This window comes from Streptomyces sp. NPDC043685 (assembly GCF_056436585.1).
Window position 1 is genome coordinate 588,779 of sequence record NZ_JBWKCH010000005.1, and the last position, 23,077, is coordinate 611,855.

Sequence of the window (23,077 nt, forward strand, 5' to 3'; positions counted from 1 at the left end):
GGCCGGTGTCCCGGCCGCCCCTCACCGCCGTACGGACGACGGTTACGGCTTCGGCGTGGCGTGCGGCGCGCAGGTCACGTCGGCGCCGTCCAGCTTGCCGGTGAGCAGGTAGCTGTCGACCCGGGGGTTGATGCACGGGTTGACCAGGCCGGCGACTCCGTGGGAGCCCGCGTCCTTCTCCGTGATCAGACGGGAGCCCTTGAACCGCTTGTGCAGCTCCACGGCGCCCTCGTACGGGGTGGCGGCGTCCCGCTCGGACTGGACGATGAGCACGCCGGGCAGGCCCTTGCCGGTCTTGACGTTCACCGGCGTCTGCTGCTTGGCCGGCCAGGTGGCGCACGGCAGGTTCATCCAGGCGTTGGCCCAGGTCATGAACGGGTGGTCCTTGTGGAGCCGCGTGTTGTCGCGGTCCCAGCGCTGCCAGCTGGTGGGCCACTTGGCGTCGGCGCACTCCACGGCCGTGTAGACGGCGTTGCCGTTCTCGGAGGACGCGTTGCCGGCCGTGTCGGACAGGTCCGGGGCGGCGGCGTCGACGAGCGCCTGGGTGTCCCCGGCGACGTACTTGGCGAAGACCGAGGCGGTCGACGCCCAGGCGGAGTCGTAGTACGGGGCGCTCTGGAAGAAGGAGATCAGCTCGGCCGGGCCGACGACCCCGCCGATCGGGTTCTTCTTCGCGGTGGCGCGCAGCTTCAGCCACTGCTCCTGGACCTCGGCGCGGGTGTCACCGAGGTGGTAGGTCGCGTCGTTCTTCGCGACCCAGTCCTGCCAGTCCTTCCAGCGGCCCTCGAACGCGACGTCCTGGTCCAGGTTGGCCTGGTACCAGACCTTCTCGCGGGACGGGTTGACGACGCTGTCGACGACCATCCGGCGCACGTGGCCCGGGAAGAGGGTGCCGTAGACGGCGCCCAGGTAGGTGCCGTAGGAGACGCCGAGGAAGTTGAGCTTCTTCTCGCCGAGGGCGGCGCGGATGACGTCGAGGTCGCGCGCGGTGTTCGGCGTGGTCATGTGCGGCAGCATCCAGCCGCTGCGCTCCTGGCAGCCCTCGGCGTACTCGCGGGCCAGCTTGCGCTGGGCGCGCTTGTCGGCCTCGGAGTCTGGCACCGGGTCGGCCTTGGGCGCCTTGACGAACTCCTGCGGGTCGACACAGGAGATGGGCGTGGACTTGCCGACACCGCGCGGGTCGAAGCCCACGAAGTCATAGGCCTTGGCCGCGTTGGCCCAGACGGGGTTCTTGTTGGTGACCCGGGTCGGGAAGCGCAGTCCGGAGCCTCCGGGGCCGCCGGGGTTGTACAGGAGCGCGCCCTGCCGCTCGGCCTCGGTGCCGGTGTTGCCGATGCGGTCGACGGCGAGCTTGATCTGCTTGCCGTGGGGCTTGGCGTAGTCGAGCGGCACGGTGACGTACCCGCACTGGATCGGCTTGGCCAGGTTCCAGTCGGCGGGGCAGTCCTGCCAGTCGATGCCGGTCTTCGCGGCCCGGGCGGCGGCGATCGCGGTGCCGCGGGCCTCCCGGTCCTGTCCGTGGCCGCTGCCCGCGCTCGCGCTCGCGGCGGGCGCCGCGACGGCGCCGGCTATCAGCGTGGCCGTGACGAGCGCGCCGGCCGAACCGAGCACCGTCACCCGGCTCTTCGGTATCGAACCCCTCAAGGGGGACCTCCCCGTACCTCGTTGCGATCAGTACGGGGGATCCTCCCGGTTGTGAGGTCCCTGACAACAGGGGCGGACGCCCTTCTTTGCCAATCCGATAAACGGAGAGCCGATTCTGCTCTACGGACAGCTACGGTCGCGGCGTCAGGGACGACAGGCTCGCGTCGAGCACTCGCCGCAGCCGCAGGCCGTCCGGCGCCACGGCGGTCACCAGCGCGGCGGGCCCGGCGAGCGGCACCACCGACGCCCCCTCCCCCAGCACTGCGGCGGTCACCGGCTCGGTGGCGAACTCGGGGCGCACGACGACCAGTTGTCCGACCGCCCGGTGTCCCGCCAGCACGGCGGGCCCGTCCCAGCCGCCCGGGGCGCCCGGTCCGCAGGCGAGTTCCTGGTCGAGCACGGCCTGTCCGGCGATCCGCACGGTCAGACGGCTCGTGAGCCGCCCGGGTTGCTCACCGGCGCGCCCGAGCACCTGCTCCTCGCGCAGCACGAGCCGGGCCGTGCCGGCGAGTTCGACGCGGGTGGTGACGTACAGGTCGCTGCCCTGGGAGGAAATCAACTGCTCGGGCATCCATTGCAGTTCCGCCTGCTCGGCGACCTCGATCCGGACGTCGTAGCGGGCCTCGCCCTTGGCCTGACCGGGCAGCGCGATGGTGGCGGCGGCGGAACCGACGGACAGCCTCGCCCCCTCCTCCACCCGGGCCCGCACCGTGAAGTGGTCCCCGCCGAGCGGTCCGCTCATCGCACCGACCAGCATGACCCGCGCCTCGGCGCCGGCGGCACGGGTGCGCCGCAGTGCCAGGGGGCCGTCGCTCTCCAGCACGGGCAGCGAGGTCCCGCCCCGCCCGTCGTCGCGGGCGACGATCCGGGCGAGGGAGCGCACCCCGGCGCCGGGGCGCACGCTCACGCCGTCCACGCGGCGAGCTGGGCACGCACCCACGCGGCGACGTCCGCCACTCCGGCCTCACCGCGCAGCGACTGGAAGACCACCGGCAGTTCGGCTCGCTGCGCCTTGGCGTCGGCGGCCATCCGGGCCAGGTCGGAGCCCACGTACGGGGCGAGGTCGGTCTTGTTGACGACGAGCAGGTCGGCGGTGGTCACGCCCGGGCCGCCCTTGCGCGGGATGTCGTCGCCCCCGGCCACGTCGATCACGAAGATCTGCGCGTCGACGAGCCCCTTGGAGAAGGTCGCGGTGAGGTTGTCCCCGCCGGACTCCACCAGCACCAGGTCCAGCGGCCCGACCGCGTCCTCCAGGTCCTCCACCGCCTCCAGATTCGCGGAGATGTCGTCCCGGATCGCGGTGTGCGGGCAGGCCCCCGTCTCCACGGCGGTGATCCGCTCGGGCGGCAGCACCGCCTCGCGCAGCAGGAACTCGGCGTCCTCGCGCGTGTAGATGTCGTTGGTGACGACGGCGAGCGACAGTTCGTCCCTGAGCGCCCGGCAGAGCGCGGCCACGGTGGCGGTCTTCCCGGATCCGACGGGGCCGCCGAGCCCGATGCGGAGCGCTCTGCGGGTGCCGTCGGGGCGGTGGGCGTCCGCACCGAGGGCGGTGGGGGTGTCGTGGTGGTGGTCGAGGTGCATGTACGGCTCCTGCGGCTCGTGGTCGGATGCGGGTGGATGACGGCGGGGGGCGTTCAGACGGCCAGGCCGCACGGCGAGCACAGCCCCGGGCCCCCGGGTGGGCTGCTCAGCGCCCTCAAGAGGCTGAGCGCCCTTAAGAGGCGAACAGGCGTACCGGCCACGCGGCATGCACCTCCGCCCCGATCTCCAGCAGCGGCGCCGACCCCGCCGGCAGGGCGTCGACCCCCTCGTCGACCACCTTCCGGGCCGCCTCCACGGCCCGGTCCACGACCCGGTCGACCTCCGGCGCCAGCCGGGCCAGCACCCGCGTCGCGTCGAACGGGTCCAGGCTCAGCAGCCGAACCGTCGCCGACGCGGGCCCGCTCACACTCTCGTACGCCGCGCAGTAGGCCGCGTCCACCGGGCCCAGCCCGGCCGCCCGGGCCGCCAGCCCGAGCACCACCGGCTGGTGCGCTCCCTTGGGGAACTCCCTTCCGAGCGCGTCCAGCTCGGCGGAAGGCCAGGTCGCCCGAGCGGCCCTCAGCAGTTGCCGCCCCAGTTTGCGCGCGGCCGCCCGCAGGGCGGGCGACGGTGTGCGCGCGTCGGCGGCGCGGTCCAGCGCGACGGGATCGATCCCGAGGGCCGCCGCCGCGCACAGCCCCGCCGCCGTCAGCCCCGCGGTGTGCAGCCGGCCCCGGCAGAACTCGCCCAGGCTCGCCGCCCCGCTGATCCGGCCGGCCTTGACCGCCGCCTCGGCTCCGCCGGAGTGCGCGTGTCCCCCGGCCGGGAACCGTCCGTCGGCCAGGACGAGAAGCGCCGCACGCGACATCAGACCACCCTCAGAACAGGAAGTACCGCTGGGCCATGGGGAGTTCGGCCGCAGGCGTCGCCTCGACCAGCTCCCCGTCGATGTGCACGGCGAAGCTGTCGGGATCGACCCGGACCTCGGGCCGTGCGTCGTTCTCGCGCATGTCGGCCTTGGTGACGGCGCGTGTCGACTCGATCGCCACGAACCGCTTCCCGAGCCCCAGCCGCTCCGGCAGCCCGGCCTCGACGGCCAGGGGCGCCACGAAGTTGAGGGAGTTGGCGGCCGGCGCCCGCCCGATCGCCCCGTACATCGGGCGCGGCAGGATCGGCTGCGGTGTGGGGATGGAGGCGTTCGCGTCGCCCATCTGCGCGTACGCGATCTGGCCGCCCTTGATGACGAGTTGCGGCTTCACGCCGAAGAACGCCGGCTCCCACAGCACCAGGTCGGCCAGCTTGCCGCTCTCCACCGAGCCGATCTCCCGGGCCAGACCCTGGGCGAGCGCGGGGTTGATCGTGTACTTGGCGACATAGCGACGTACCCGGTGGTTGTCGGCCCGGCCGTCACCGGGCAGGGCGCCCCGCCGCCGCTTCATCACATGGGCGGTCTGCCAGGTGCGCATGACGACCTCGCCGACACGTCCCATGGCCTGGGAGTCGGAGGAGATGATCGAGATGGCGCCGAGGTCGTGCAGTACGTCCTCCGCCCCGATCGTGGACGGCCGGATCCGGGACTCGGCGAAGGCCAGGTCCTCCGGCACGGCCGGGTTGAGGTGGTGGCACACCATCAGCATGTCGAGGTGTTCCTCGGCGGTGTTGACGGTGAACGGCCGGGTGGGGTTCGTGGAGCTGGGCAGCACGTACGACTCGGAGACCACGGTCATGATGTCCGGCGCGTGCCCGCCGCCCGCGCCCTCGGTGTGGTACGCGTGGATGCCCCGTCCGGCGATCGCGGCGAGGGTGTCACCGACGAACCCGGCCTCGTTGAGGGTGTCGGTGTGGATGGCGACCTGGATGCCGGTGCGGTCGGCGACGGTCAGCGCGGCGTCGATGACGGCGGGGGTCGAGCCCCAGTCCTCGTGCAGTTTCAGGCCGAGCGCGCCGCCGCGGATCTGCGACAGCATCGCCTCGTGGGAGACGGTGTTGCCCTTGCCGAGCAGCCCGATGTTGAGGGGATGGGCCTCCATCGCCTCCAGCATCCGCGCGAGGTGCCAGGGCCCGGGGGTCACGGTGGTGGCCTTGGAGCCCTCGGCCGGTCCCGTGCCGCCGCCGACGAGGGTCGTGATGCCCGAGGAGAGCGCCTCGTCGGCGATCTGGGGGCAGATGAAGTGCACGTGGGCGTCGATCGCGCCCGCCGTGAGGATCCGCCCGTTGCCGGCGATGATCTCGGTCTCCGGGCCGATCACCAGGTCCGGGTGGACGCCGTCCATGGTGTCGGGGTTGCCGGCCTTGCCGATGCCGGTGATCCGGCCGTCGCGGATGCCGACGTCGGCCTTGACGACGCCCCAGTGGTCGATGATCACCGCGCCGGTGATGACGGTGTCGGGCGTTCCTTCCGCGCGCGTGGCGCGTGACTGGCCCATGGACTCGCGGATGACCTTGCCGCCGCCGAAGACCGCCTCGTCACCGGCGAGTCCGGGGCCGCCGGAGCGGTCCTCCTCGATCTCGACCAGCAGGTCGGTGTCGGCCAGGCGGATCCGGTCGCCGGTCGTCGGGCCGAACAGGTCGGCGTACGCGGCTCGTGAGATCTCAGGCATCGAGGGCACCTCCGGTCTCCCCGCGCAGACCGGGCACCACCCGGGCCCCGGACAGCGCGACGAGTTCGACGTCGACGGGGATCCCGGGCTCGAACCGCACGGCCGTGCCGGCGGCGACGTTCAGCCGCTTGCCGCGCGCGGCGGAGCGGTCGAACTCCAGGCCGGGGTTGGCCTCGGCGAAGTGGTAGTGGGAGCCGACCTGCACGGGCCGGTCGGCGGCGTTGAGGACGGTGAGGCGGGTGACCTCGCGTCCCTGGTTGTAGACGATCGGGTCCTCGGCGAAAAGGATCTCTCCGGGAATCACAGCGGCCTCCCCCTCAGACGATCGGCTCATGGACGGTGACGAGCTTGGTGCCGTCCGGGAAGGTCGCCTCGACCTGCACGTCGTGGATCATCTCCGGGATGCCCTCCATGACGTCGTCCCTGGTCAGGAGGGTGCGTCCGGAGGCCATGAGTTCCGCGACGGTCCGGCCGTCGCGTGCGCCCTCGAGGATGTGCGAGGTGATGAGCGCGACCGCCTCGGGGTGATTGAGCTTCAGCCCGCGGGCCCGGCGCTTCTCGGCCACGTCGGCCGCCACGTGGATCAGCAGTCGTTCTTGCTCGTGCGGGGTCAGTTGCACGTCCCACCTCACAGTCCTCGCTCCGGGCCGTGCGGGGCCCGGCTGCCGCGGCCACCGGGCAAAGTGCCAGGTGGCGTGGATCGGCAGGCTAGTTGGACCGCGTTTCGGGCACGTTAACCGAGCTGTGATCTCTCAGGCCGGAGCGGGCGGCTCACCCGGCATGCTCATCAGGGCCCGCAGTCCGTCGCGGAGCACCTCGACCGGGGCGGGCCCGAAGAGGGACTGCTGTGCGATGAACCCGAGCACGGCCGCGATCATCGTGCGGGCGACATGGTCCGGCGCCACGTCCGTCCGCATCATCCCGGCCTCCTGGTAGCTCTCGACGATCGTCGCCCAGGCCGCGCGCACCGAGCCGTAGCCCTCCCGCAGGAGGGCCGCCAGCTCCTCGTTGCGCAGCGTCTCCGTCCACACCTGGATCACGAGCCGCGGGAAGGCCGGCCGTCCGTCGACGACCAGGGACTCGCGAGCGCTGAGCGTCCTGCCGAGCACGGAGGTGACGAGTTCGTCCGGGGGCGGGGGCGGAGTCTGCCGCGCCGCCTCCTCGAAGGCACTGCGCACCGAGCCGAGCACCTCGGCCACGATCGCGCCGATCAGCTCCTCCTTGCCGCTGAAGTAGCGGTACACGGCGCCCGCCGAGAGGTCGGCCTCCTTCAGCACGTCCTGCATGGACGTGGCGTGGAAGCCGTTGCGGGCGAAGCAGAGCGCGGCGCCGTCCAGGATCTGGCGGCGGCGGGCGTCGAGATGTTCCTGAGACACGCGTGCCATGATCCCCAAAGTAAAACGAATATTCATTCTTGACAAGAGGCGACGAGCTGGAGCACGGTGAGGGCAGAGCAAAAACGAACGATCCTTCTTTTTGGAGCGGCCGGCCTGCTCCGGCCCTTCCGGCTCACCTCAGGAGACCTCATGCCTTCCCGCAACCGCCAAGTGCTCGCGGTCGTCGTCCTCGTGCCGGTCCTGGCGGCCCTCGCCCTGTGGGCCTTCGCCTGGCCGGCCTCCCGCATCGCGCCGCGCGACCTGCCGCTGGGCGTGGCCGGACCGCCCTCCGCCGTGACCGAGGTCGAGCGGCGACTGGAGAGCCACGAGGGTGCCTTCGAGCTCCACCGCTACGCCGACGAGACCGCCGCCCGGGACGCCATCGAGGACCGGAGCGTGTACGGCGCTGTGGTGGTCACGCCGCAGGGCCCCGAACTGCTCACCGCGTCCGCGGCCGGGCCGGCCGTCGCGCAGTTCCTCCAGCAGGCCGTGGGCCGGCAGGCCGCTGCCGGGGGCACACAGGTCAAGACGGTCGATGTCGTGCCCACCCCGTCCGCCGATCCGCGCGGAGGGGCGCTGAGCGCCGCGGTGCTGCCGCTCGCCCTGGCCGGGATCGCGGCGGGGGCGGTGGTCACCCTGCTGGGGCTGCGCGGCATCCGGGCCGTGATCGCGCTGCTCGGCGCGTCCGCCCTGGTGGGTGTGGTCGCGGCCCTGATCGCGCACAGCTGGCTGGGGGTGCTCGGCGGCGACTGGTGGGCGGAGGCGTCGGTGCTGGGCCTGTCCACGCTGGCCGTGGGCGGAGCCGTCGCCGGACTCGCCGCCCTGATCGGCCCCGCGGGGACGGGGATCGGCGCCGCCGTGGTGATGCTGCTCGGCAATCCCTTCTCCGGCGCCACCTCGGCCCCGCAGATGCTGCCCGAGCCGGTCGGCACGATCGGCCAGTGGCTGCCGCCGGGCGCGGGCACGTCCCTGCTGCGCTCGGTGTCGTTCTTCGACGGCGCGGCCGGGACCGGGCCCGCCCTGACCCTGGCCTGGTGGGCGGCGCTGGGCCTGGGGGCCGTCCTGCTGGGCCACGCGCTGCGGACGCGGAAGGCGGGCGGCGGGTCCGCGGCCGATCGACGGGAGCTCTCGGCCGTCGCCTGACCACCACCCCGGAATCGACCGCGCGCCCCCGTCCCCGCCGTGGCGGACGGGGGCGCACGGTCCTGTGCCGGCCGCGGCCAGGCCTGTCCGCACAGCCCCTCCGTCCACCCGGAGGCAGGAGGGGCTCCGCGGACACGGCTCAGGCCCGCCCGGCTCCGCGGTGTTCCGCCGCGATGCCGAACCGCTGGGGTTCGCCAGGGGCGGACGCCACCTCGCGGACCGTGGAGACCGCGCTGACCACCTGCTCCTCGGCGGACTCCGGGGGCTGCTGGAGCTCGTCGAGTCGCCGCAGGTCATCGGCCGAGACGAGAGCCACGAGGGGCTTGCCGTGCCGGGTGACGACGACGCGTTCGCCGCCGTACACCACGCGGTTGATCAGGTCGGCGAGCTCAGCCCTCGCTTGCGTCACCGGAATCTCGTAGGCCATGCCCCCATCCTACCGTGACGTACGTCCTGTACATTTTTTACAGAGACGGCTGCCGCCGGAGACAGCCGCGCCGCGAGGAGGGGTTCGTCATGAGCCGACCGTCCGCCCGTCACGTGCTGCCCGAGTTCACCGAACGGACCGGGCCGGGACACCGGACGATGGACCCGTACTCCAAGCTCCTGGAGGAGCGGATCGTCTTCCTCGGAGCGCCCCTGGACGAGACCTCGGCGAACGACGTGATGGCCCAGTTCATACATCTGGAGTACCGGTCCCCGGACCGCGACATCTCGCTCTACATCAACTCCCCCGGCGGCAGCTTCCACGCGATGGCGGCCGTCTACGACACGATGCGGTACGTCTCCTGCGACGTGGAGACGATCTGCCTGGGCCGGGCCGGCGCCGTCTCCTCGGTGCTGCTGGCGGGAGGCACCCCCGGCAAGCGATTCGCGTTGCCCGACGCGCGCGTGGTGATCCGTCAGCCCGCCCTGCCCGAGCCGGCCCGGGGTCAGGCGAGCGATCTGGCGATCCAGGCCGACGAGTTGACGCGCATCCGGCTCCGCATGGAGGAGATGCTCGCGCGGCACACGGGCCGCAGCCAGGAGCAGGTGAGCACGGACATCGAACGGGAGAAGACCCTCACCGCCCAGGAAGCGGTGGAGTACGGCCTGGTGGACGGGATCATCCCCAGCCGCAAGGCCATCCCGGTCCCGCCGGCCGGACGGTGAGGTCCCGGTGCTCCCGCCCGAACTGCCGCCGCTGCCCGCCCTGACACGCGCCGAGGCGGAATTGATCGACCGTTACCTCGAGGTCGTCGACCTGCTGGGTCGTATCAACCCCGCGCAGGACGGCGACACCTACCGCGGTCTGCGCGCCGCCCAGGCCCTGGTCGGCAAGGCCACCGCCCTGCGGGACGCACTGGCCCTGATGCACCAGCGGGGCGAGAGAGAGCTGCACGCCCGCACGCTGGCCCGGGCCCTGCGGGTGCTGGACGGCGAGCGGCGCACGGCACGGCTCAGCCTCCCGCCGGAGTCCGCCAGTTGACGCGAAGCCGTCGATCCCGGACGCCCGATCCGACTGAGAGGCGTCCGGAGCTGAGTCGAAACGGACCAAATGACGTACCCCTGTTCGGAGTAGACGGGAGACCGATTTCGAGACCGCCCCGGTTGCGCAACGCGCGTGGCCAGGGGACGGAATGGGTTATTCCATCGCTGGTCCGGCGCTCCGCGAACCCGTGGACAGTGGCTCGAACGCACACGTGTCCACCCGAACGGGCGAGTGGTGAGTAACAACACAAATCCCCGGTTCCGTTGGGAAATCCGGACAGGCATGAGCCAAGATCCCTGTCTGACGACAAGCCCCCGCCGCTGTGGCGGGGCGATCCGGGCGGACGCCGAGTCCTGCCGCCGCCCGGATGACCGGTCGACAGGAGTGGATCGGCAGGAGTGGAGGACCCAAGCACGACGGGTCGCCGACACGGTCACGCCATGACCGGAGCCGAGCAGCCCTTGGGGTGAAGCCGCGTCAGCGGCCGGGCAACTTCGCCAGCCCGAATCCGACAGGTCATCCTTCACAGGCGGCTGACGAAGGGTTGCGCATGACTGCGCTCAATCGTGTCCCGTCGCTCATGGCCCGGGCCGGCACGGCCTCGGCGCTCACCATCGCCGCCGTCGGCGGTTCGATAGTGGCGCCCGGCTTCGCCTCCGACGCCGCGGCAGCCACGCCGGCGACCAAGGCACTCCAGATCGCGGCCTCGAAGAAGGGTGCACCTTACAAGTACGGGGCCACCGGTCCGCACCGGTTCGACTGCTCCGGGCTCACGCTCTACTCGTTCAAGAAGGCCGGCAAGAAGCTCCCCCGCACGGCTGCCCAGCAGTACAACAAGACCCGCCACATCTCCGCCAAGAACCGCAAGGCGGGAGACCTGGTGTTCTTCCACTCGGGCAGCAACGTGTACCACGTCGGTATCTACGCGGGTAAGAACAAGCTCTGGCACTCCCCGAAGAGCGGGGACGTGGTGCGGCTCCAGAAGATCTGGACCAAGAGCGTCTGGTACGGGCGCGTGAAGTGATCCACCCGGCGTGCGGTGGCGTCCTGACGCGCCGCCGCACGCCGGCGCTTGACACGGGCTCCCAGGGACACCCGTCACCCCTTGGCCGAGCACCGTCCCTGCACCGCGCGCAACGAGACTCCGCTGCAACGCGCCGGCCGCGACGTCGTCGAGCTGCTCCAGGAACTGCGGATCACCCGGACGGGCGTACAGATCCTCTTCGCCTTCCTGCTCTCGCTCGCCTGCACCTCGCGCTGGTGACGCGCTGGACCGTGCCGAGGTCCTCGAAGCGTCGCGGCGGGCGTCGCGACGTTCCTGGTCTGCGTCGGCCTGTGGGGGGTGCTGCCGCGGCTGGCACGGCGGGCAGGGCTGCGGAACGGGGCGGAGGGCGCCGCGGAGGCCGCCGGGCAGGAGCCGGAGCGGGAGGACGTCGGCGGGATCCCCGCACCGCTGCGGCACACCGTCAGGCAGCCGTCAGGGCTCCGGGGAGCGGCTGCGCACCGGGAGGCGTCGGCGCGGCAGCGGTGACGGTCGCGCGGGCCGGGGCGCGCGCGGGGGGAGCTACGGCTCCTGCCGGGCCGTGGTCGCCGGCCGGACCGGGACGGCCCACGGGAGCTCGACCGAGATGGTCTTGCCGCCCTCGCGGGTGGGGCGGATGCGGAGCCGGCCGCCGCACTCCGCGGTCAGCCAGCGGATGATGACCAGTCCTCGGCCGTTGTCCTGCTGCACGGCGGCCGGCAGGCGTCTGGGGAAGCGCGGGTGGCTGTCCGTGACGCCGATGCGCAGCTGTTCGTCGCGCTCGAGTGCGACGTCCACGGTGAACGTGGGCGACTGGCCGAAGGTGTGCTGGACGGCGTTGGTGGCGAGTTCGGAGACGATGATCCGGACGGTGTCGGACACTTCCGTGCCCGCCGGCAGGCCCCACTCCGCCAGCGTGTCCACGACATAGGCACGCGCTGCGAAGACCGAGGCGGGATCGCTCGGCAGAGTGACGGATGCTTCCAAATGGTCTGCCATGGCGACGTCGTCCCTTTCCCACGGGACCGCGGTCCGACACGGAGCGGATGGTTCGAGTACGGTCCCGGACTGGTGCTTCGTCGCCAGACTGCCACCAGAACGCCCGTGAAGGACGGCGATCCACCAAGATATGCATATATCTGTCGCTCGAAGCGGTGAACTCTGCGACGCGAGACCGTATTTGGGTGGCTCGGAAGGAGTAAGGAGGAGCCCATGCAGCACGGTCCCGCGGTACGCCGCCGCAAACTGGGCGCCGAACTGCGTGCGCTGCGCACCTCTGCGGGGCTCACGAGCGGTGAGGCGGCCCGGCTGGTGGGCTGGCACCAGTCCAAGGTCAGCCGGATCGAGACGGGCACGAGCGGGGTGAAACCGGCCGATGTGCGGTTACTCCTCGACGCCTACGGCGTGGCCGACACCCAACTGCGCGACCTGCTGCTGGCGTTGGCCGGCGGCGACGCGAGCGACGGACGTCATCACTGGTGGCACGCCTACCGCGGGGTGCTGCCGCCGACCTACCGGGACTTCATCAGCCTGGAGTCGCAGGCCGGCACGATGCGCACGCTGGAGACCACGGTGGTCCCGGGCCTGCTCCAGACGCCCGAGTACGCGCGCGCGGTGACGCGGGCGGCGGTGGAGGGGCTCGCGGAGGACCGGGTCGACGCGCTGGTCGAGGTGCGCCTGGCCCGGCAGGACGTGCTGCGCGCGGACCCTCCGCTGGAACTGAGCGCCGTCCTGGACGAGGCGGTGCTGCGCCGGGAGGTGGGCGGACCCGGGGTCATGACCCGCCAGCTGGAGCGGCTGGTCGAGGCCGCCCGGCTGCCCCAAGTGCGCCTCCAGGTCCTGCCGTTCGCCGCCGGGGCGCACATCGGCGTCACCGGCCCTTTCGTTATCTTCTCATTTTCGAGCACTTCTGATCTAGATGTGGTTGTTCTCGACCACTTGACGAGTAGCCTCTACCTCGAACGGAAAGAAGACCTCCAGGCCTACACGGAGGCCTTCAACGCCCTTCAGATCCACGCCCTTTCGCCCGAGGACTCGTTGGATTTCATCGCCGGGACAGCCACCGGCGCGTAAGGAGGCACCATGCGTGCACTGCCTCGTCATGTCCCCTCAAGCAGCGAACTGCACAGTGTGCGGTGGTTGCGCAGCAGCTACAGCACCGGCGCGAACAACTGCGTCGAGACCGCGCGTCCGGACGCCCCGCCGTGGGCCGGACTGCTCGCCGTGCGCGACTCCAAGGACCCGGCCGGACCCGCGTTGCTCTTCTCGCCGGAGAGCTGGACGGCGTTCACGGCCGGGATGGACCGCATCTGACCGCGTTCGATCGATACCTCATCGTGCGACGCACGGCCGTGTCACGCCGACTCATGGCCGCGTCTCGCCGATCAGCCGCACCGCGCTTTCGATCTGTTGACCGGTCAGGTCGGCGCGAGCGGTCAGCCTGAGCCGTGAGATGCCGTCGGGCACGGAGGGAGGACGGAAACACCCCACGGCCAGGCCCGCCGCGCGGCACCGTGCCGCCCAGTTCACCGCGTCCTCCGCGGAGGGCGCGCGCACCGAGACCACCGCGGCGTCCGGACGTACCGCCTCAAGGCCCGCGGCGGTCAGGCGTGCGTGCAGTTCGGCCGCCACCGCGCGGGCCCGCGCCGCCCGTTCCGGTTCCCGGCGCAGCAGCCGGAGGGCCGACAGGGCCGCCCCCGCCGCGGCCGGGGCGAGTCCGGTGTCGAAGATGAACGTCCGGGCCGCGTTGACCAGGTGCTCGACGACCCGGGCGGGGCCGAGGACGGCTCCGCCCTGGCTGCCGAGCGACTTGGACAGCGTGACCGTCGCGACGACGTCCCCGGCGCCCGCGAGTCCGGCCGCGTGCGGCGCGCCGCGGCCGCCCTCGCCCAGGACGCCCAGGCCGTGGGCGTCGTCGACGACCAGCCCGGCACCGCGCTCCCGGCAGGCCCGCGCCAGCGCGGCGAGGGGGGCCGCGTCGCCGTCGACCGAGAAGACCGTGTCGGACACGGCGATCGCGGTGCCCTCGTGCGTCGACAGGGCCTTGCGCACGGCGTCGGGTTCGGCGTGCGCCACGACCTGGGTGGTGCCCCGGGCCAGCCGGCAGCCGTCGATGAGCGAGGCGTGGTTGCCCGCGTCGGAGACGATCAGCGAGCCGTGCGGCGCCAGCGCGGTGACGGCGGCGAGGTTGGCGGCGTACCCGGAGGAGAAGACGAGGGCGGCCTCGAAGCCGCAGAATTCGGTCAGTTCCCGTTCGAGTTCCGTGTGCAGTTCGGTGGTGCCGGTGACCAGCCGGGAGCCGGTCGAGCCGGCGCCCCAGGTCCGCGCGGCCCGGGCCGCGCCCTCGGTGACCTCGGGATGGCGGGCCAGCCCCAGGTAGTCGTTGCTCGCCAGGTCGAGGAGCGGTGAGGCGGCCGGACGGGGGCGCAGAGTCCGTACGAGTCCGGCGCGGGCACGCAGCTTTGCCTGCTCGTCGATCCAGCCGAACGCCATGGGTGGTCCTCCGGGGGAATTTGTAGGCAGTGCACAGACACTAGCGGGACGACCAGCAGGTCAGTGTGTGGCAATACCCACACCTCGAAGCGACTCTGTTGTACGAAGCCTCCTTGGCCCCGGGCGCCTCCGTAGGACAGGATCGGCTTCCATGGACCTGCTGAACACGCTGGTGGACAAGGGGCTTCGGCGCGAGCTGCCGACCCGCGACGAGGCACTGGCCGTCCTCGCGACGTCCGACGACGACCTGCTCGATGTGGTGGCCGCGGCCGGAAAGGTGCGGCGGCACTGGTTCGGCCGACGGGTGAAACTGAACTATCTCGTCAATCTCAAGTCCGGCCTGTGCCCCGAGGACTGCTCGTACTGTTCGCAGCGGCTGGGCTCGACGGCCGGGATTCTGAAGTACACCTGGCTGAAGCCCGACCAGGCGTCCGACGCGGCGGCGGCCGGGGTGGCCGGAGGGGCCAAGCGGGTGTGCCTGGTGGCCAGCGGGCGCGGTCCGACGGACCGGGACGTGGACCGGGTCTCCGAGACGATCAAGACGATCAAGGAGAACAACGAGGGCGTCGAGGTGTGCGCGTGCCTCGGGCTGCTCTCCGACGGCCAGGCCGAGCGGCTGCGCGAGGCGGGCGCCGACGCCTACAACCACAACCTCAACACGTCGGAGGCGACGTACGGGGAGATCACCACGACGCACACCTACGAGGACCGCGTCGACACCGTGCAGAAGGCGCACGCGGCCGGTCTGTCCGCCTGCTCCGGGCTGATCGCCGGCATGGGCGAGACGGACGAGGACCTCGTGGACGTGGTCTTCTCGCTGCGTGAGCTGGACCCGGACTCGGTTCCGGTCAACTTCCTGATCCCGTTCGAGGGCACCCCGCTCGGCAAGGAGTGGAACCTGACCCCGCAGCGGTGCCTGAGGATCCTGGCGATGACGCGGTTCGTCTGCCCGGACGTCGAGGTGCGCATCGCCGGCGGACGCGAGGTCCATCTGCGCACCATGCAGCCGCTCGCCCTGCACCTGGCCAACTCGATCTTCCTCGGGGACTACCTCACCAGTGAGGGCCAGGCCGGCAAGGCCGACCTGGAGATGATCGCGGACGCCGGGTTCGAGGTGGAGGGAACCGGCCAGGTGACCCTTCCGGAGCACCGGGCCGCAGGGGGCTGTCACGACGGGGGCGGCGTCTGCGGGTCCGGCGGCACCGGCTGCGGCTCCGCCGAGGAGGAGCCGCAGGTCGCCGATACCCGGACCGGCGCCGAACCGCGCACCGACCTGGTCGCCGTGCGCCGCCGGGGCGCCGGGACGGACCTCGCGCCCAATGCCTGAGCCGGCGGTCGCCGAGCTGCTGGAGCTCGACCGGCGGCACGTGTGGCATCCGTACGGCCCGATGCCCGGACGGCAGGAACCGCTCGTCGTGGAGTCGGCGAGCGGGGTGCGGCTGCGGCTCGCCGACGGCTCGGGAGAGCTGATCGACGGGATGTCGTCCTGGTGGTCGGCGATCCACGGCTACAACCACCCGGTGCTCAACGAGGCCGCACGCGAGCAGCTCGGGCGGATGAGCCACGTGATGTTCGGCGGGCTCACCCATGAGCCCGCCGTCCGTCTGGCGAAGCTCCTTGTCGACATGTCACCCGATGGTCTGGAGCACGTCTTCCTCGCCGACTCCGGGTCGGTGTCGGTCGAGGTCGCGGTCAAGATGTGCCTGCAGTACTGGCGTTCGCTGGGCCGCCCCGGCAAGCAGCGGCTGCTCACCTGGCGCGGCGGCTACCACGGCGACACCTGGCAGCCGATGTCCGTGTGCGATCCCGAGGGCGGGATGCACGACCTGTGGACCGGGGTGCTGCCACGCCAGGTGTTCGCCGACCCGCCCCCCGCGGAGTACGACGCGACGTACGCCGGGCACCTGCGGTCGCTGATCGAGCGGCACGCCGGCGAACTGGCCGCGGTGATCGTCGAACCGGTGGTGCAGGGCGCGGGCGGGATGCGGTTCCACTCCCCCGCGTATCTGCGGGTGCTGCGCGAGGCGTGCGACGCGCACGACGTGCTGCTGGTGTTCGACGAGATCGCGACCGGGTTCGGCCGTACGGGCGCGATGTTCGCGGCGGAGCACGCGGGGGTGACTCCGGACGTGATGTGCGTGGGCAAGGCGCTGACCGGCGGTTACCTGACCATGGCGGCGACGCTGTGCACCGCGCGGGTGGCCGACGGCATCTCGCGGGGCGAGGTGCCGGTGCTCGCGCACGGCCCCACCTTCATGGGCAACCCGCTGGCGTCCGCCGTGGCCTGCGCCTCGATCGAGCTGCTGCTCGGGCAGGACTGGAAGGCGGAGGTCGAGCGGATCGAGGCGGGGCTGCGGGACGGGCTCGCGGCGGCCGCGGATCTGCCCGGGGTGAAGGACGTACGGGTCCTCGGCGCCATCGGGGTGGTGCAGCTGGACCACTCCGTGGACATGCGGGCGGCGACGGAGGCGGCCGTGCGCGAGGGCGTGTGGCTGCGGCCGTTCCGCGATCTGATCTACACCATGCCGCCGTACGTCACGGGCGACACGGACCTGGCGCGGATCGCGCGGGCCGTGTGCGCGGCGGCGCGAGAGGGATGACATGCCGGTACTGGTGATCACGGGCACGGGCACGGAGGTCGGCAAGACGGTCGTGACCGCCGCCGTCGCCGCGACGGCCCTGGCGGCGGGCCGTTCGGTGGCCGTGCTGAAGGCCGCCCAGACGGGCGTACGGCCGGACGAGCCGGGGGACGCTGCCGAGGTGGCGCGCCTGGCGGGTCCGCTGACGACGGCCGAACTGGCCCGCTACCCCGAGCCGCTGGCCCCGGCGACCGCGGCGCGCCGGGCCGGCCGGGCTCCGGTGCATCCTCACGAGGTCGCGGAGGCCGCCGCCAAGCTGGCCACCGAGCACGACCTGGTGCTGGTCGAAGGGGCGGGCGGACTGCTCGTGCGCTTCGACGCGGCCGGAGGGACCCTGGCGGACGCGGCCCGGCTGCTGTCGGCGCCGGTGCTGGTCGTGGTGGCGGCCGGGCTCGGCACGCTGAACACGACGGAGCTGACGGCCCGGGAACTGCGCTCCCGGGGGCTTGACCTGGCCGGTCTCGTCATCGGGAGCTGGCCCGAGGCCCCGGATCTGGCGGCGCGCTGCAATCTGGCGGACCTGCCGGACGTGGCCGGAGCGCCGCTGCTGGGCTCCGTTCCGGCGGGGTCGGGCGCCCTGGAGCCCACCGCCTTCCGGACGGCGGCGCCGCACTGGCTGGCGCCCCGGCTGGACGGTTCCTGGGACGCGGAGGCCTTCCGGGTACGGCAGGCGCCCGAGGCGTTCTGAGGGGCCCGGCGGACGGGAGGTGCAACCGGCGCGGACGTGATCGCGTGGTGAACCATGTACGTGATCGCCTCTGAAGGGACCACCTTGCACACGAACGGATTACGCCCGTCCCGCCGCACGGCCCTGACGCTGGGCGCGGCCGCCGCCCTCTCGCTGGGCGGCGGCACGGCACACGCCTCGACCGCCACCGGCGGGACGACCGCGCGGCTGCGGCAACTGGAGCGGGAGCACACCGCCCGGCTGGGGGTGTACGCCCGCAACCTGCGCACGGGCCGGACGGTGGTGTACCGGGCCGACGAACGCTTCCCGATGGCCTCGGTGTTCAAGACCCTGGCCGCCGCGGCCGTCCTGCGCGACCTCGACCGCGACGGCGAGTTCCTGGCCCGGCGCGTCCACTACACCGAGGCCTACGTCGAGAGGTCCGGGTTCTCACCGGTCACCAAGAACAACGTCGCGACCGGCATGACCGTCGGCGAGCTGTGCGACGCCACCATCCGCTTCAGCGACAACACCGCCGGCAACCTGCTTCTGAAGGAGCTGGGCGGGCCGACCGCCGTCACGCGTTTCTGCCGCTCGGTCGGTGACCGGGTCACCCGGCTCGACCGGTGGGAGCCCGAGCTCAACTCGGCGGAGCCGTGGCGGCTGACCGACACGACCTCCCCGCGTGCGGTCGGCACGACCTACGCCCGGCTGGTGCTCGGCACCACACTGGAACCGCGGGACCGGGCGCGGCTGACGGACTGGCTGCTGCGCAACACCACCAGCGTCGACAGGTTCCGCAAGGGCCTGCCCGCCGACTGGCTGCTCGCCGACAAGACCGGCGGCGGACGGTACGGCAGCAACAACGACGTGGGCATCACCTGGCCGCCGGACGGCCCGCCGATCGTGCTGTCCGTCCTGACCACCCAGCCGGAGGAGGACGCCGAGGCCGACAACCCGCTGGTGGCCCGGACAGCCGCGCTGCTGGCGGCCGAACTCGCCTAGCGTCACCGTCCGCGGCAGGTCCTCGTGGGAGGCCCGGCCCGTAGAGGGCTGATGGTCCAGGAGGAACCGACGGCGCGGCCCGTGAGGAGAGCGCGGCCCGGCCCGGTGCCGGGAAGAGGGGCCGCGGTGACACGGGTGGCGGTGCCGGGCGTGGCCGTGAGCGACCACGCCCGGCGCCCGGCCGCGTACGTCTTCGCGGGCGGCAGGGGTGCGCCGGGCTCGTCGCGGGGAGAATCGCGGTAGGCCCCGCATCGTCAGGGAGGTCCCCATGCCGCTGCGCTCCGGAAAGGTGCCACGGGACGCCGTGCACCATCCGCTGTTCGCCCGCTGTTACGCCCGGGCCAGTGTGGCCGCCGAGACCCGGATGGGCATGGGCCGGATGCGCGGGAGACTCCTCGGCGGGCTGTCCGGGCGGGTGATCGAGATCGGCGCGGGCAACGGGCTGAACTTCGCCCACTACCCGGGCACCGTCGCGGAGGTCGTGGCGATCGAACCGGAGCGGCGGCTGCGGCAGCTGGCCGTGGAGGCCGCGCTGCGCGCCGAGGTGCCGGTGGACGTGGCGCCGGGTGCGGCCGAGGCGCTGCCGGTCAAGAGCGAGGCCTTCGACGCGGCCGTGCTGTCGCTGGTGCTGTGCAGTGTGCGGGACGTGCCGCGGGCGCTCGCGGAGCTGCGGCGGGTGCTGCGGCCGGGCGGCGAGGTGCGGTTCTTCGAGCACGGCCGGGGAGGTGGCCGGGTGATGGGCTGCACGCAGCACGCGCTGGACCGGACGGTGTGGCCGCTGCTGAGCGGGGGCTGCCATGTGGCGCGTGATCCGGTGCGGGCGCTGCGGGACGCCGGGTTCGAACTCGGCCCCTACCGGCGGGTGCTGATGCCGGCGGAGGGACCAAAGCTGCCCACCTCGTACTGCGTGCTCGGGACGGCCTGGCGTCCGGTCGGCGGGTGATCACGGGCTTCCCGCGCCGGCGCCGGTGAGGCGGGGCTCCGACCCGCGGAGGATACCGAGTGTGGGCCGGGTCACATTACCCTCGGGCAGGGTCGGAGTGCCCTGACGTCCACCCCGAGGAGGCGGCCTTGTCCACACCTGCTGCGGAGCACGCACCCGGCCTCGCGCCGGCCGACGGGATCGCGGCGCGCGCCCGCGGTCTGACCAAGGCGTACGGCTCGGGCGAGACGACCGTGCTGGCGCTCGATTCCGTGGACGTGGACGTCGTCCGCGGCCGGTTCACCGCCGTCATGGGCCCCTCGGGCTCCGGGAAGTCCACGCTGATGCACTGCCTGGCGGGCCTCGACACCGTCTCCGCCGGACAGGTGTGGCTGGGTGACACGGAGATCACGGGGCTGAAGGAGCGCGAGCTGACACGGTTGCGCCGCGACCGGATCGGGTTCATGTTCCAGTCGTTCAACCTCATCCCGACTCTGAACGCCCTGGAGAACATCACCTTGCCCATGGACATCGCGGGCCGCGAGCCCGACCGGAAGTGGCTGGACCAGGTGATCGACACCCTGGGCCTGCGGGACCGGCTCGGGCACCGCCCCGCGCAGCTCTCCGGCGGACAGCAGCAGCGCGTGGCCTGCGCGCGGGCCCTGGCCTCCCGGCCCGAGCTGATCTTCGCGGACGAACCGACCGGCAACCTGGACTCGCGTGCCGGCCTGGAGGTGCTCGGCTTCCTGCGCGAGGCGGTCGACCGGCTCGGGCAGACCGTCGTCATGGTCACCCACGACCCGGGCGCCGCCGCGCACTCGGACCTGGTGCTCTTCCTCGGGGACGGCCGGATCGTCGACGAGATGCGGCGCCCGACGGCAGAGGCGGTACTGGAACGGATGAAGAGGTTCGACGTGATCCGCACCCGGTCCGAGGACGTGCCGGCCCCACCCGAGGAGAGCTGAGCCCGTGCTGAAGGCGACGCTGAGGAGCTTCCTGGCGCACAAGGGGCGGCTGCTGCTCTCCGCGCTCGCCGTCCTGCTGTCCGTCGCGTTCGTCACGGGGAGCCTGATCTTCTCGGACACCGTCAGCCGCACCTTCGACCGGCTGTTCGCCTCCACCGCGGCCGATGTCACGGTCAGCCCGAAGGAAGGCCTCGACGAGGCGGTGCCCTCCGGCCGGACGGCCACCCTGCCGGCCGCGCTCGCCGACCGGGTCCGGCGGGTCGACGGGGTCGCGGCGGCCCGTGCCGACGTCAAGGTGAACGGCCTCACCGTCGTCGACGAGGAGAACCAGCCGGTGGGCCCGACCACCGGCGCGCCGACGCTCGGCCGCGCCTGGAACCCGCACGGGCGCAGCCCTGTCCGGCTGACCTCGGGCCATGCCCCGCACGGCCCCGCCGAGGCGCTGCTCGACTCCCAGACCGCCGGCCGCAAGGACGTGCGCATCGGCGACGCGCTCACCGTCATCGCGCCTCCCGGGTCGTTCCGGGTCCGGGTGGTCGGCATCGTCACGTTCAGGACCACCAACCCCGGCTCCGCGCTGGTCTACTTCGACACCCCCACCGCGCAGACGAGGCTGCTCGGCCGGCCGGGGACCGCCACCGCCATCTCGGTCGACGCGGCGCGGGGCGTCGACGACGAGCGGCTCAAGCAGCGGGTGGCGGCCGCGCTCGGGGCACACACCTACGACTTCAGGACGGCCGGTGAGCAGGCCGAGTCGGATGTGGAACAGCTGGGCGGGTTCCTCGACGTCATCAAGTACGTGATGCTCGGCTTCGCCGGGATCGCCGTGCTGGTGGGCGTGTTCCTGATCGTCAACACGTTCTCCATGCTCATCGCCCAGCGCACCCGGGAGCTGGGGCTGCTGCGCGCGCTCGGCGCCGACCGGCGCCAGGTCCGGCGCTCGGTGCTCACCGAGGCTCTGCTGCTCGGGCTGGTCGGCTCCACGCTGGGGCTCGCCGCGGGGATCGGGCTCGCGGCCGGGCTGATCGGGCTGATGGGCCTGCTCGGCATGAACATCGACGCCGACGAGATGGAGATCCGCTGGGTGACCCCGGTGTCGGCGTACGCCGTCGGGCTCGGCGTCACCTTCGTCGCCGCCTACCTCCCGGCGCGGCGGGCGGCGGGTGTCTCGCCGATGGCCGCCCTCTCGGACGCCGAGGTCGCCGGGGTGGGGCGGCCGTTGCGGATGCGCGCGGTGGCGGGCGGGATCACCGGCGCGGCCGGTGCGGCGGCGCTCGTGGGCTGCGCGCTGGCGGAGCGGACGGCGTCGGCGGCGTCCCTGCTGGGGCTCGGGGTGGTGCTCACCCTGATCGCGACGGTGATCGCCGGGCCGTTGCTGGTGCGGCCGGTGATCCGGGTGCTCGGCGCGGCGTTTCCCGCGCTGTTCGGGCCGGTCGGCCGGATGAGCCAGCGCAACGCCCTGCGCAATCCCCGTCGCACCGGGGCCACCGCAGCCGCCCTGATGGTGGGGATCGCCCTGGTCGCCGGGATGTCGGTGGCGAGCGAGTCGATGACGGCGTCGTTCGACCGGCAGATCGACAAGACGCTGGGCGCCGACTTCGTCCTGCAGAACGGCAACTTCCAGCCGTTCCCGCGCGAGGTCACCGACAAGGTGCGCGGCACGGAGGGGGTGGGCCTCGTCGTGCGGGGACGGTTCACCCCGGTCGCGGTGCGGCTCCCGGACGGTGACCGGGTGGAGACGACCGCCGCGGGCTACGATCCGCGGCTCGACGAGGTCGCCAACATCACCTACGCGCAAGGGGACACGGCGGCCGCCCTCGCGAGCGGGCACCTCGCCATGGACCGGGACTTCGCACGCGATCACGGCGTGCGGGTGGGCGGTACGGTCCCGGTGGAGTTCCAGGGCGGGCGCTCGGCCCGGCTGACGGTCGGCGCGCTCACCGACCAGGACGCCGCCGAGGGGTTCGGCACCCAGGGCGGGCTGTACTTCGGGCTGGGCACCCTGGAGCGGTACGCGCCGGGCGGGCAGGACTCCGCGCTGTACGTCAACGCCTCGGGCGGCACGGGCGACGACGCCCTGCGCGCGCGCCTGGAGGCGAGCCTGGACCCGTATCCGCAGGTCCAGGTGCGGGACCTGGCCGACTACAAGCGACTGGTCCACGACCAGATCGCCGTGCTGCTGTACCTGGTGTACGCGCTGCTGGGGCTGGCGATCATCATCGCGGTGCTGGGCGTGGTGAACACCCTCGCGCTGTCGGTCGTCGAGCGCACCCGGGAGATCGGGCTGCTGCGGGCGATCGGGCTGGCCCGGCGCCAGTTGCGGCGGATGATCCGGCTGGAGTCGGTGGTGATCGCCGTGTTCGGGGCGGTCCTCGGGCTGGTGCTGGGCCTGGTGTGGGGGGTGTGCACGCAGCAGGTGCTGGCGCTCCAGGGCATGACGGCGCTGGCCGTGCCGTGGCCGACGATCGCGCTGGTGATGGTCGGTTCGGCGGTGGTCGGGGTGGTGGCGGCGCTGCTTCCGGCGCTGCGCGCCTCCCGTATGAACGTGCTGGCGGCCATCGCGCACGAGTGACGTCCGCATGCTGAAACGGTCTGACGCGGTTCGGCACGA

At 72.6% G+C, this 23,077-nt stretch carries 24 protein-coding genes, 1 pseudogene and 1 riboswitch; of the genes and pseudogenes, 14 read left to right on the top strand and 11 right to left on the bottom strand.

What is annotated here, in order from left to right; genetic code table 11:
• Window positions 1-42 precede the first annotated feature (42 nt).
• The 8 genes from AC0665_RS19560 to AC0665_RS19595 form a co-directional block, all read right to left on the bottom strand.
• The gene (locus AC0665_RS19560; RefSeq protein WP_468637892.1) at window positions 43-1,644 is read right to left on the bottom strand and encodes an alpha/beta hydrolase; all 1,602 of its coding nucleotides are present in this window, start codon (window positions 1,642-1,644) and stop codon (window positions 43-45) included.
• A 130-nt stretch (window positions 1,645-1,774) separates the two neighbouring features.
• Complete coding sequence (locus AC0665_RS19565; RefSeq protein ID WP_478608124.1) at window positions 1,775-2,560, bottom strand: urease accessory protein UreD; 786 nt, start codon at window positions 2,558-2,560, stop codon at window positions 1,775-1,777.
• Window positions 2,548-3,225, bottom strand: coding sequence for an urease accessory protein UreG (gene ureG / locus AC0665_RS19570; protein ID WP_478509239.1), 678 nt, complete (start codon window positions 3,223-3,225; stop codon window positions 2,548-2,550). The genes AC0665_RS19565 and ureG overlap by 13 nt, the downstream gene beginning before the upstream one ends.
• Before the next feature lie 133 nt (window positions 3,226-3,358).
• The gene (locus tag AC0665_RS19575) at window positions 3,359-4,033 is read right to left on the bottom strand and encodes an urease accessory protein UreF (RefSeq protein ID WP_468637895.1); all 675 of its coding nucleotides are present in this window, start codon (window positions 4,031-4,033) and stop codon (window positions 3,359-3,361) included.
• A gap of 10 nt (window positions 4,034-4,043) precedes the next feature.
• The gene (locus AC0665_RS19580; RefSeq protein ID WP_468405119.1) at window positions 4,044-5,765 is read right to left on the bottom strand and encodes an urease subunit alpha; all 1,722 of its coding nucleotides are present in this window, start codon (window positions 5,763-5,765) and stop codon (window positions 4,044-4,046) included.
• The gene (locus AC0665_RS19585; RefSeq protein WP_363120518.1) at window positions 5,758-6,069 is read right to left on the bottom strand and encodes an urease subunit beta; all 312 of its coding nucleotides are present in this window, start codon (window positions 6,067-6,069) and stop codon (window positions 5,758-5,760) included. The genes AC0665_RS19580 and AC0665_RS19585 overlap by 8 nt, the downstream gene beginning before the upstream one ends.
• Window positions 6,070-6,082: 13 nt before the next feature.
• The gene (locus AC0665_RS19590; protein WP_366051839.1) at window positions 6,083-6,385 is read right to left on the bottom strand and encodes an urease subunit gamma; all 303 of its coding nucleotides are present in this window, start codon (window positions 6,383-6,385) and stop codon (window positions 6,083-6,085) included.
• Window positions 6,386-6,517: 132 nt separating this feature from the next.
• Window positions 6,518-7,150, bottom strand: a complete 633-nt coding sequence (locus AC0665_RS19595) for a TetR/AcrR family transcriptional regulator (protein ID WP_478509241.1) — start codon at window positions 7,148-7,150, stop codon at window positions 6,518-6,520.
• A 141-nt stretch (window positions 7,151-7,291) separates the two neighbouring features.
• Here AC0665_RS19595 and AC0665_RS19600 point away from each other — a divergent pair, with 141 nt between their 5' ends.
• Window positions 7,292-8,284, top strand: coding sequence for an ABC transporter permease (locus tag AC0665_RS19600; protein WP_478608122.1), 993 nt, complete (start codon window positions 7,292-7,294; stop codon window positions 8,282-8,284).
• Between the two features lie 139 nt (window positions 8,285-8,423).
• On the opposite strand, the gene AC0665_RS19605 is transcribed toward AC0665_RS19600, so the two are convergent.
• On the bottom strand, window positions 8,424-8,711 hold the full coding sequence (locus AC0665_RS19605; protein WP_478608119.1) for a type II toxin-antitoxin system Phd/YefM family antitoxin: 288 nt from the start codon (window positions 8,709-8,711) through the stop codon (window positions 8,424-8,426).
• An 89-nt stretch (window positions 8,712-8,800) separates the two neighbouring features.
• On the opposite strand from AC0665_RS19605, the gene AC0665_RS19610 reads away from it, so the two are divergent.
• From AC0665_RS19610 to AC0665_RS19625, 4 genes and pseudogenes are all read left to right on the top strand, one after another.
• A complete protein-coding gene (locus AC0665_RS19610; RefSeq protein ID WP_478608116.1) occupies window positions 8,801-9,436 on the top strand; it encodes an ATP-dependent Clp protease proteolytic subunit in 636 nt (211 codons plus the stop codon).
• Window positions 9,437-9,443: 7 nt separating this feature from the next.
• Window positions 9,444-9,752 (top strand): hypothetical protein, encoded by a 309-nt coding sequence (locus AC0665_RS19615; protein WP_468405110.1) that lies wholly within the window; start codon window positions 9,444-9,446, stop codon window positions 9,750-9,752.
• 415 nt (window positions 9,753-10,167) lie between these two features.
• Window positions 10,168-10,302: riboswitch (cyclic di-AMP (ydaO/yuaA leader) on the top strand.
• 3 nt (window positions 10,303-10,305) lie between these two features.
• Entirely contained in the window at window positions 10,306-10,779 is a 474-nt protein-coding gene (locus AC0665_RS19620; RefSeq protein ID WP_362243388.1) for a C40 family peptidase, read from the top strand.
• 81 nt (window positions 10,780-10,860) lie between these two features.
• Window positions 10,861-11,016, top strand: a pseudogene (locus tag AC0665_RS19625) (DUF6328 family protein); the annotation flags it as partial.
• Window positions 11,017-11,319: 303 nt separating this feature from the next.
• Here AC0665_RS19625 and AC0665_RS19630 read toward each other — a convergent pair.
• Window positions 11,320-11,775, bottom strand: coding sequence for an ATP-binding protein (locus AC0665_RS19630; protein ID WP_478608113.1), 456 nt, complete (start codon window positions 11,773-11,775; stop codon window positions 11,320-11,322).
• Window positions 11,776-11,988: 213 nt separating this feature from the next.
• Here AC0665_RS19630 and AC0665_RS19635 point away from each other — a divergent pair, with 213 nt between their 5' ends.
• Both AC0665_RS19635 and AC0665_RS19640 read left to right on the top strand, forming a co-directional pair.
• Window positions 11,989-12,849, top strand: a complete 861-nt coding sequence (locus tag AC0665_RS19635; protein ID WP_468405106.1) for a helix-turn-helix domain-containing protein — start codon at window positions 11,989-11,991, stop codon at window positions 12,847-12,849.
• Between the two features lie 9 nt (window positions 12,850-12,858).
• Window positions 12,859-13,089, top strand: coding sequence for a DUF397 domain-containing protein (locus AC0665_RS19640; RefSeq protein ID WP_478608111.1), 231 nt, complete (start codon window positions 12,859-12,861; stop codon window positions 13,087-13,089).
• A 51-nt stretch (window positions 13,090-13,140) separates the two neighbouring features.
• Here the strand turns inward: AC0665_RS19640 and AC0665_RS19645 are convergent, their stop codons facing one another.
• A complete protein-coding gene (locus AC0665_RS19645; protein ID WP_478608108.1) occupies window positions 13,141-14,268 on the bottom strand; it encodes an 8-amino-7-oxononanoate synthase in 1,128 nt (375 codons plus the stop codon).
• Window positions 14,269-14,419: 151 nt separating this feature from the next.
• On the opposite strand from AC0665_RS19645, the gene bioB reads away from it, so the two are divergent.
• The 7 genes from bioB (at window position 14,420) to AC0665_RS19680 (ending at window position 23,038) form a co-directional block, all read left to right on the top strand.
• The gene (gene bioB / locus AC0665_RS19650; RefSeq protein WP_478608105.1) at window positions 14,420-15,595 is read left to right on the top strand and encodes a biotin synthase BioB; all 1,176 of its coding nucleotides are present in this window, start codon (window positions 14,420-14,422) and stop codon (window positions 15,593-15,595) included.
• Complete coding sequence (locus AC0665_RS19655; RefSeq protein WP_478608102.1) at window positions 15,588-16,868, top strand: adenosylmethionine--8-amino-7-oxononanoate transaminase; 1,281 nt, start codon at window positions 15,588-15,590, stop codon at window positions 16,866-16,868. Before bioB ends, AC0665_RS19655 begins: the two co-directional genes overlap by 8 nt.
• Before the next feature lies 1 nt (window position 16,869).
• Complete coding sequence (gene bioD, locus AC0665_RS19660; protein WP_478608099.1) at window positions 16,870-17,595, top strand: dethiobiotin synthase; 726 nt, start codon at window positions 16,870-16,872, stop codon at window positions 17,593-17,595.
• Window positions 17,596-17,649: 54 nt separating this feature from the next.
• Window positions 17,650-18,579 carry a class A beta-lactamase gene (gene bla, locus AC0665_RS19665; protein WP_478705449.1) on the top strand — a complete coding sequence of 310 codons (930 nt, stop codon included), beginning with the start codon at window positions 17,650-17,652 and terminating at the stop codon, window positions 18,577-18,579.
• Window positions 18,580-18,847: 268 nt separating this feature from the next.
• Entirely contained in the window at window positions 18,848-19,522 is a 675-nt protein-coding gene (locus AC0665_RS19670) for a class I SAM-dependent methyltransferase (RefSeq protein ID WP_468405092.1), read from the top strand.
• A 128-nt stretch (window positions 19,523-19,650) separates the two neighbouring features.
• Window positions 19,651-20,466 carry an ABC transporter ATP-binding protein gene (locus AC0665_RS19675; RefSeq protein ID WP_468405090.1) on the top strand — a complete coding sequence of 272 codons (816 nt, stop codon included), beginning with the start codon at window positions 19,651-19,653 and terminating at the stop codon, window positions 20,464-20,466.
• 4 nt (window positions 20,467-20,470) lie between these two features.
• Window positions 20,471-23,038 carry an ABC transporter permease gene (locus AC0665_RS19680; protein ID WP_478705450.1) on the top strand — a complete coding sequence of 856 codons (2,568 nt, stop codon included), beginning with the start codon at window positions 20,471-20,473 and terminating at the stop codon, window positions 23,036-23,038.
• Window positions 23,039-23,077: the final 39 nt, after the last annotated feature.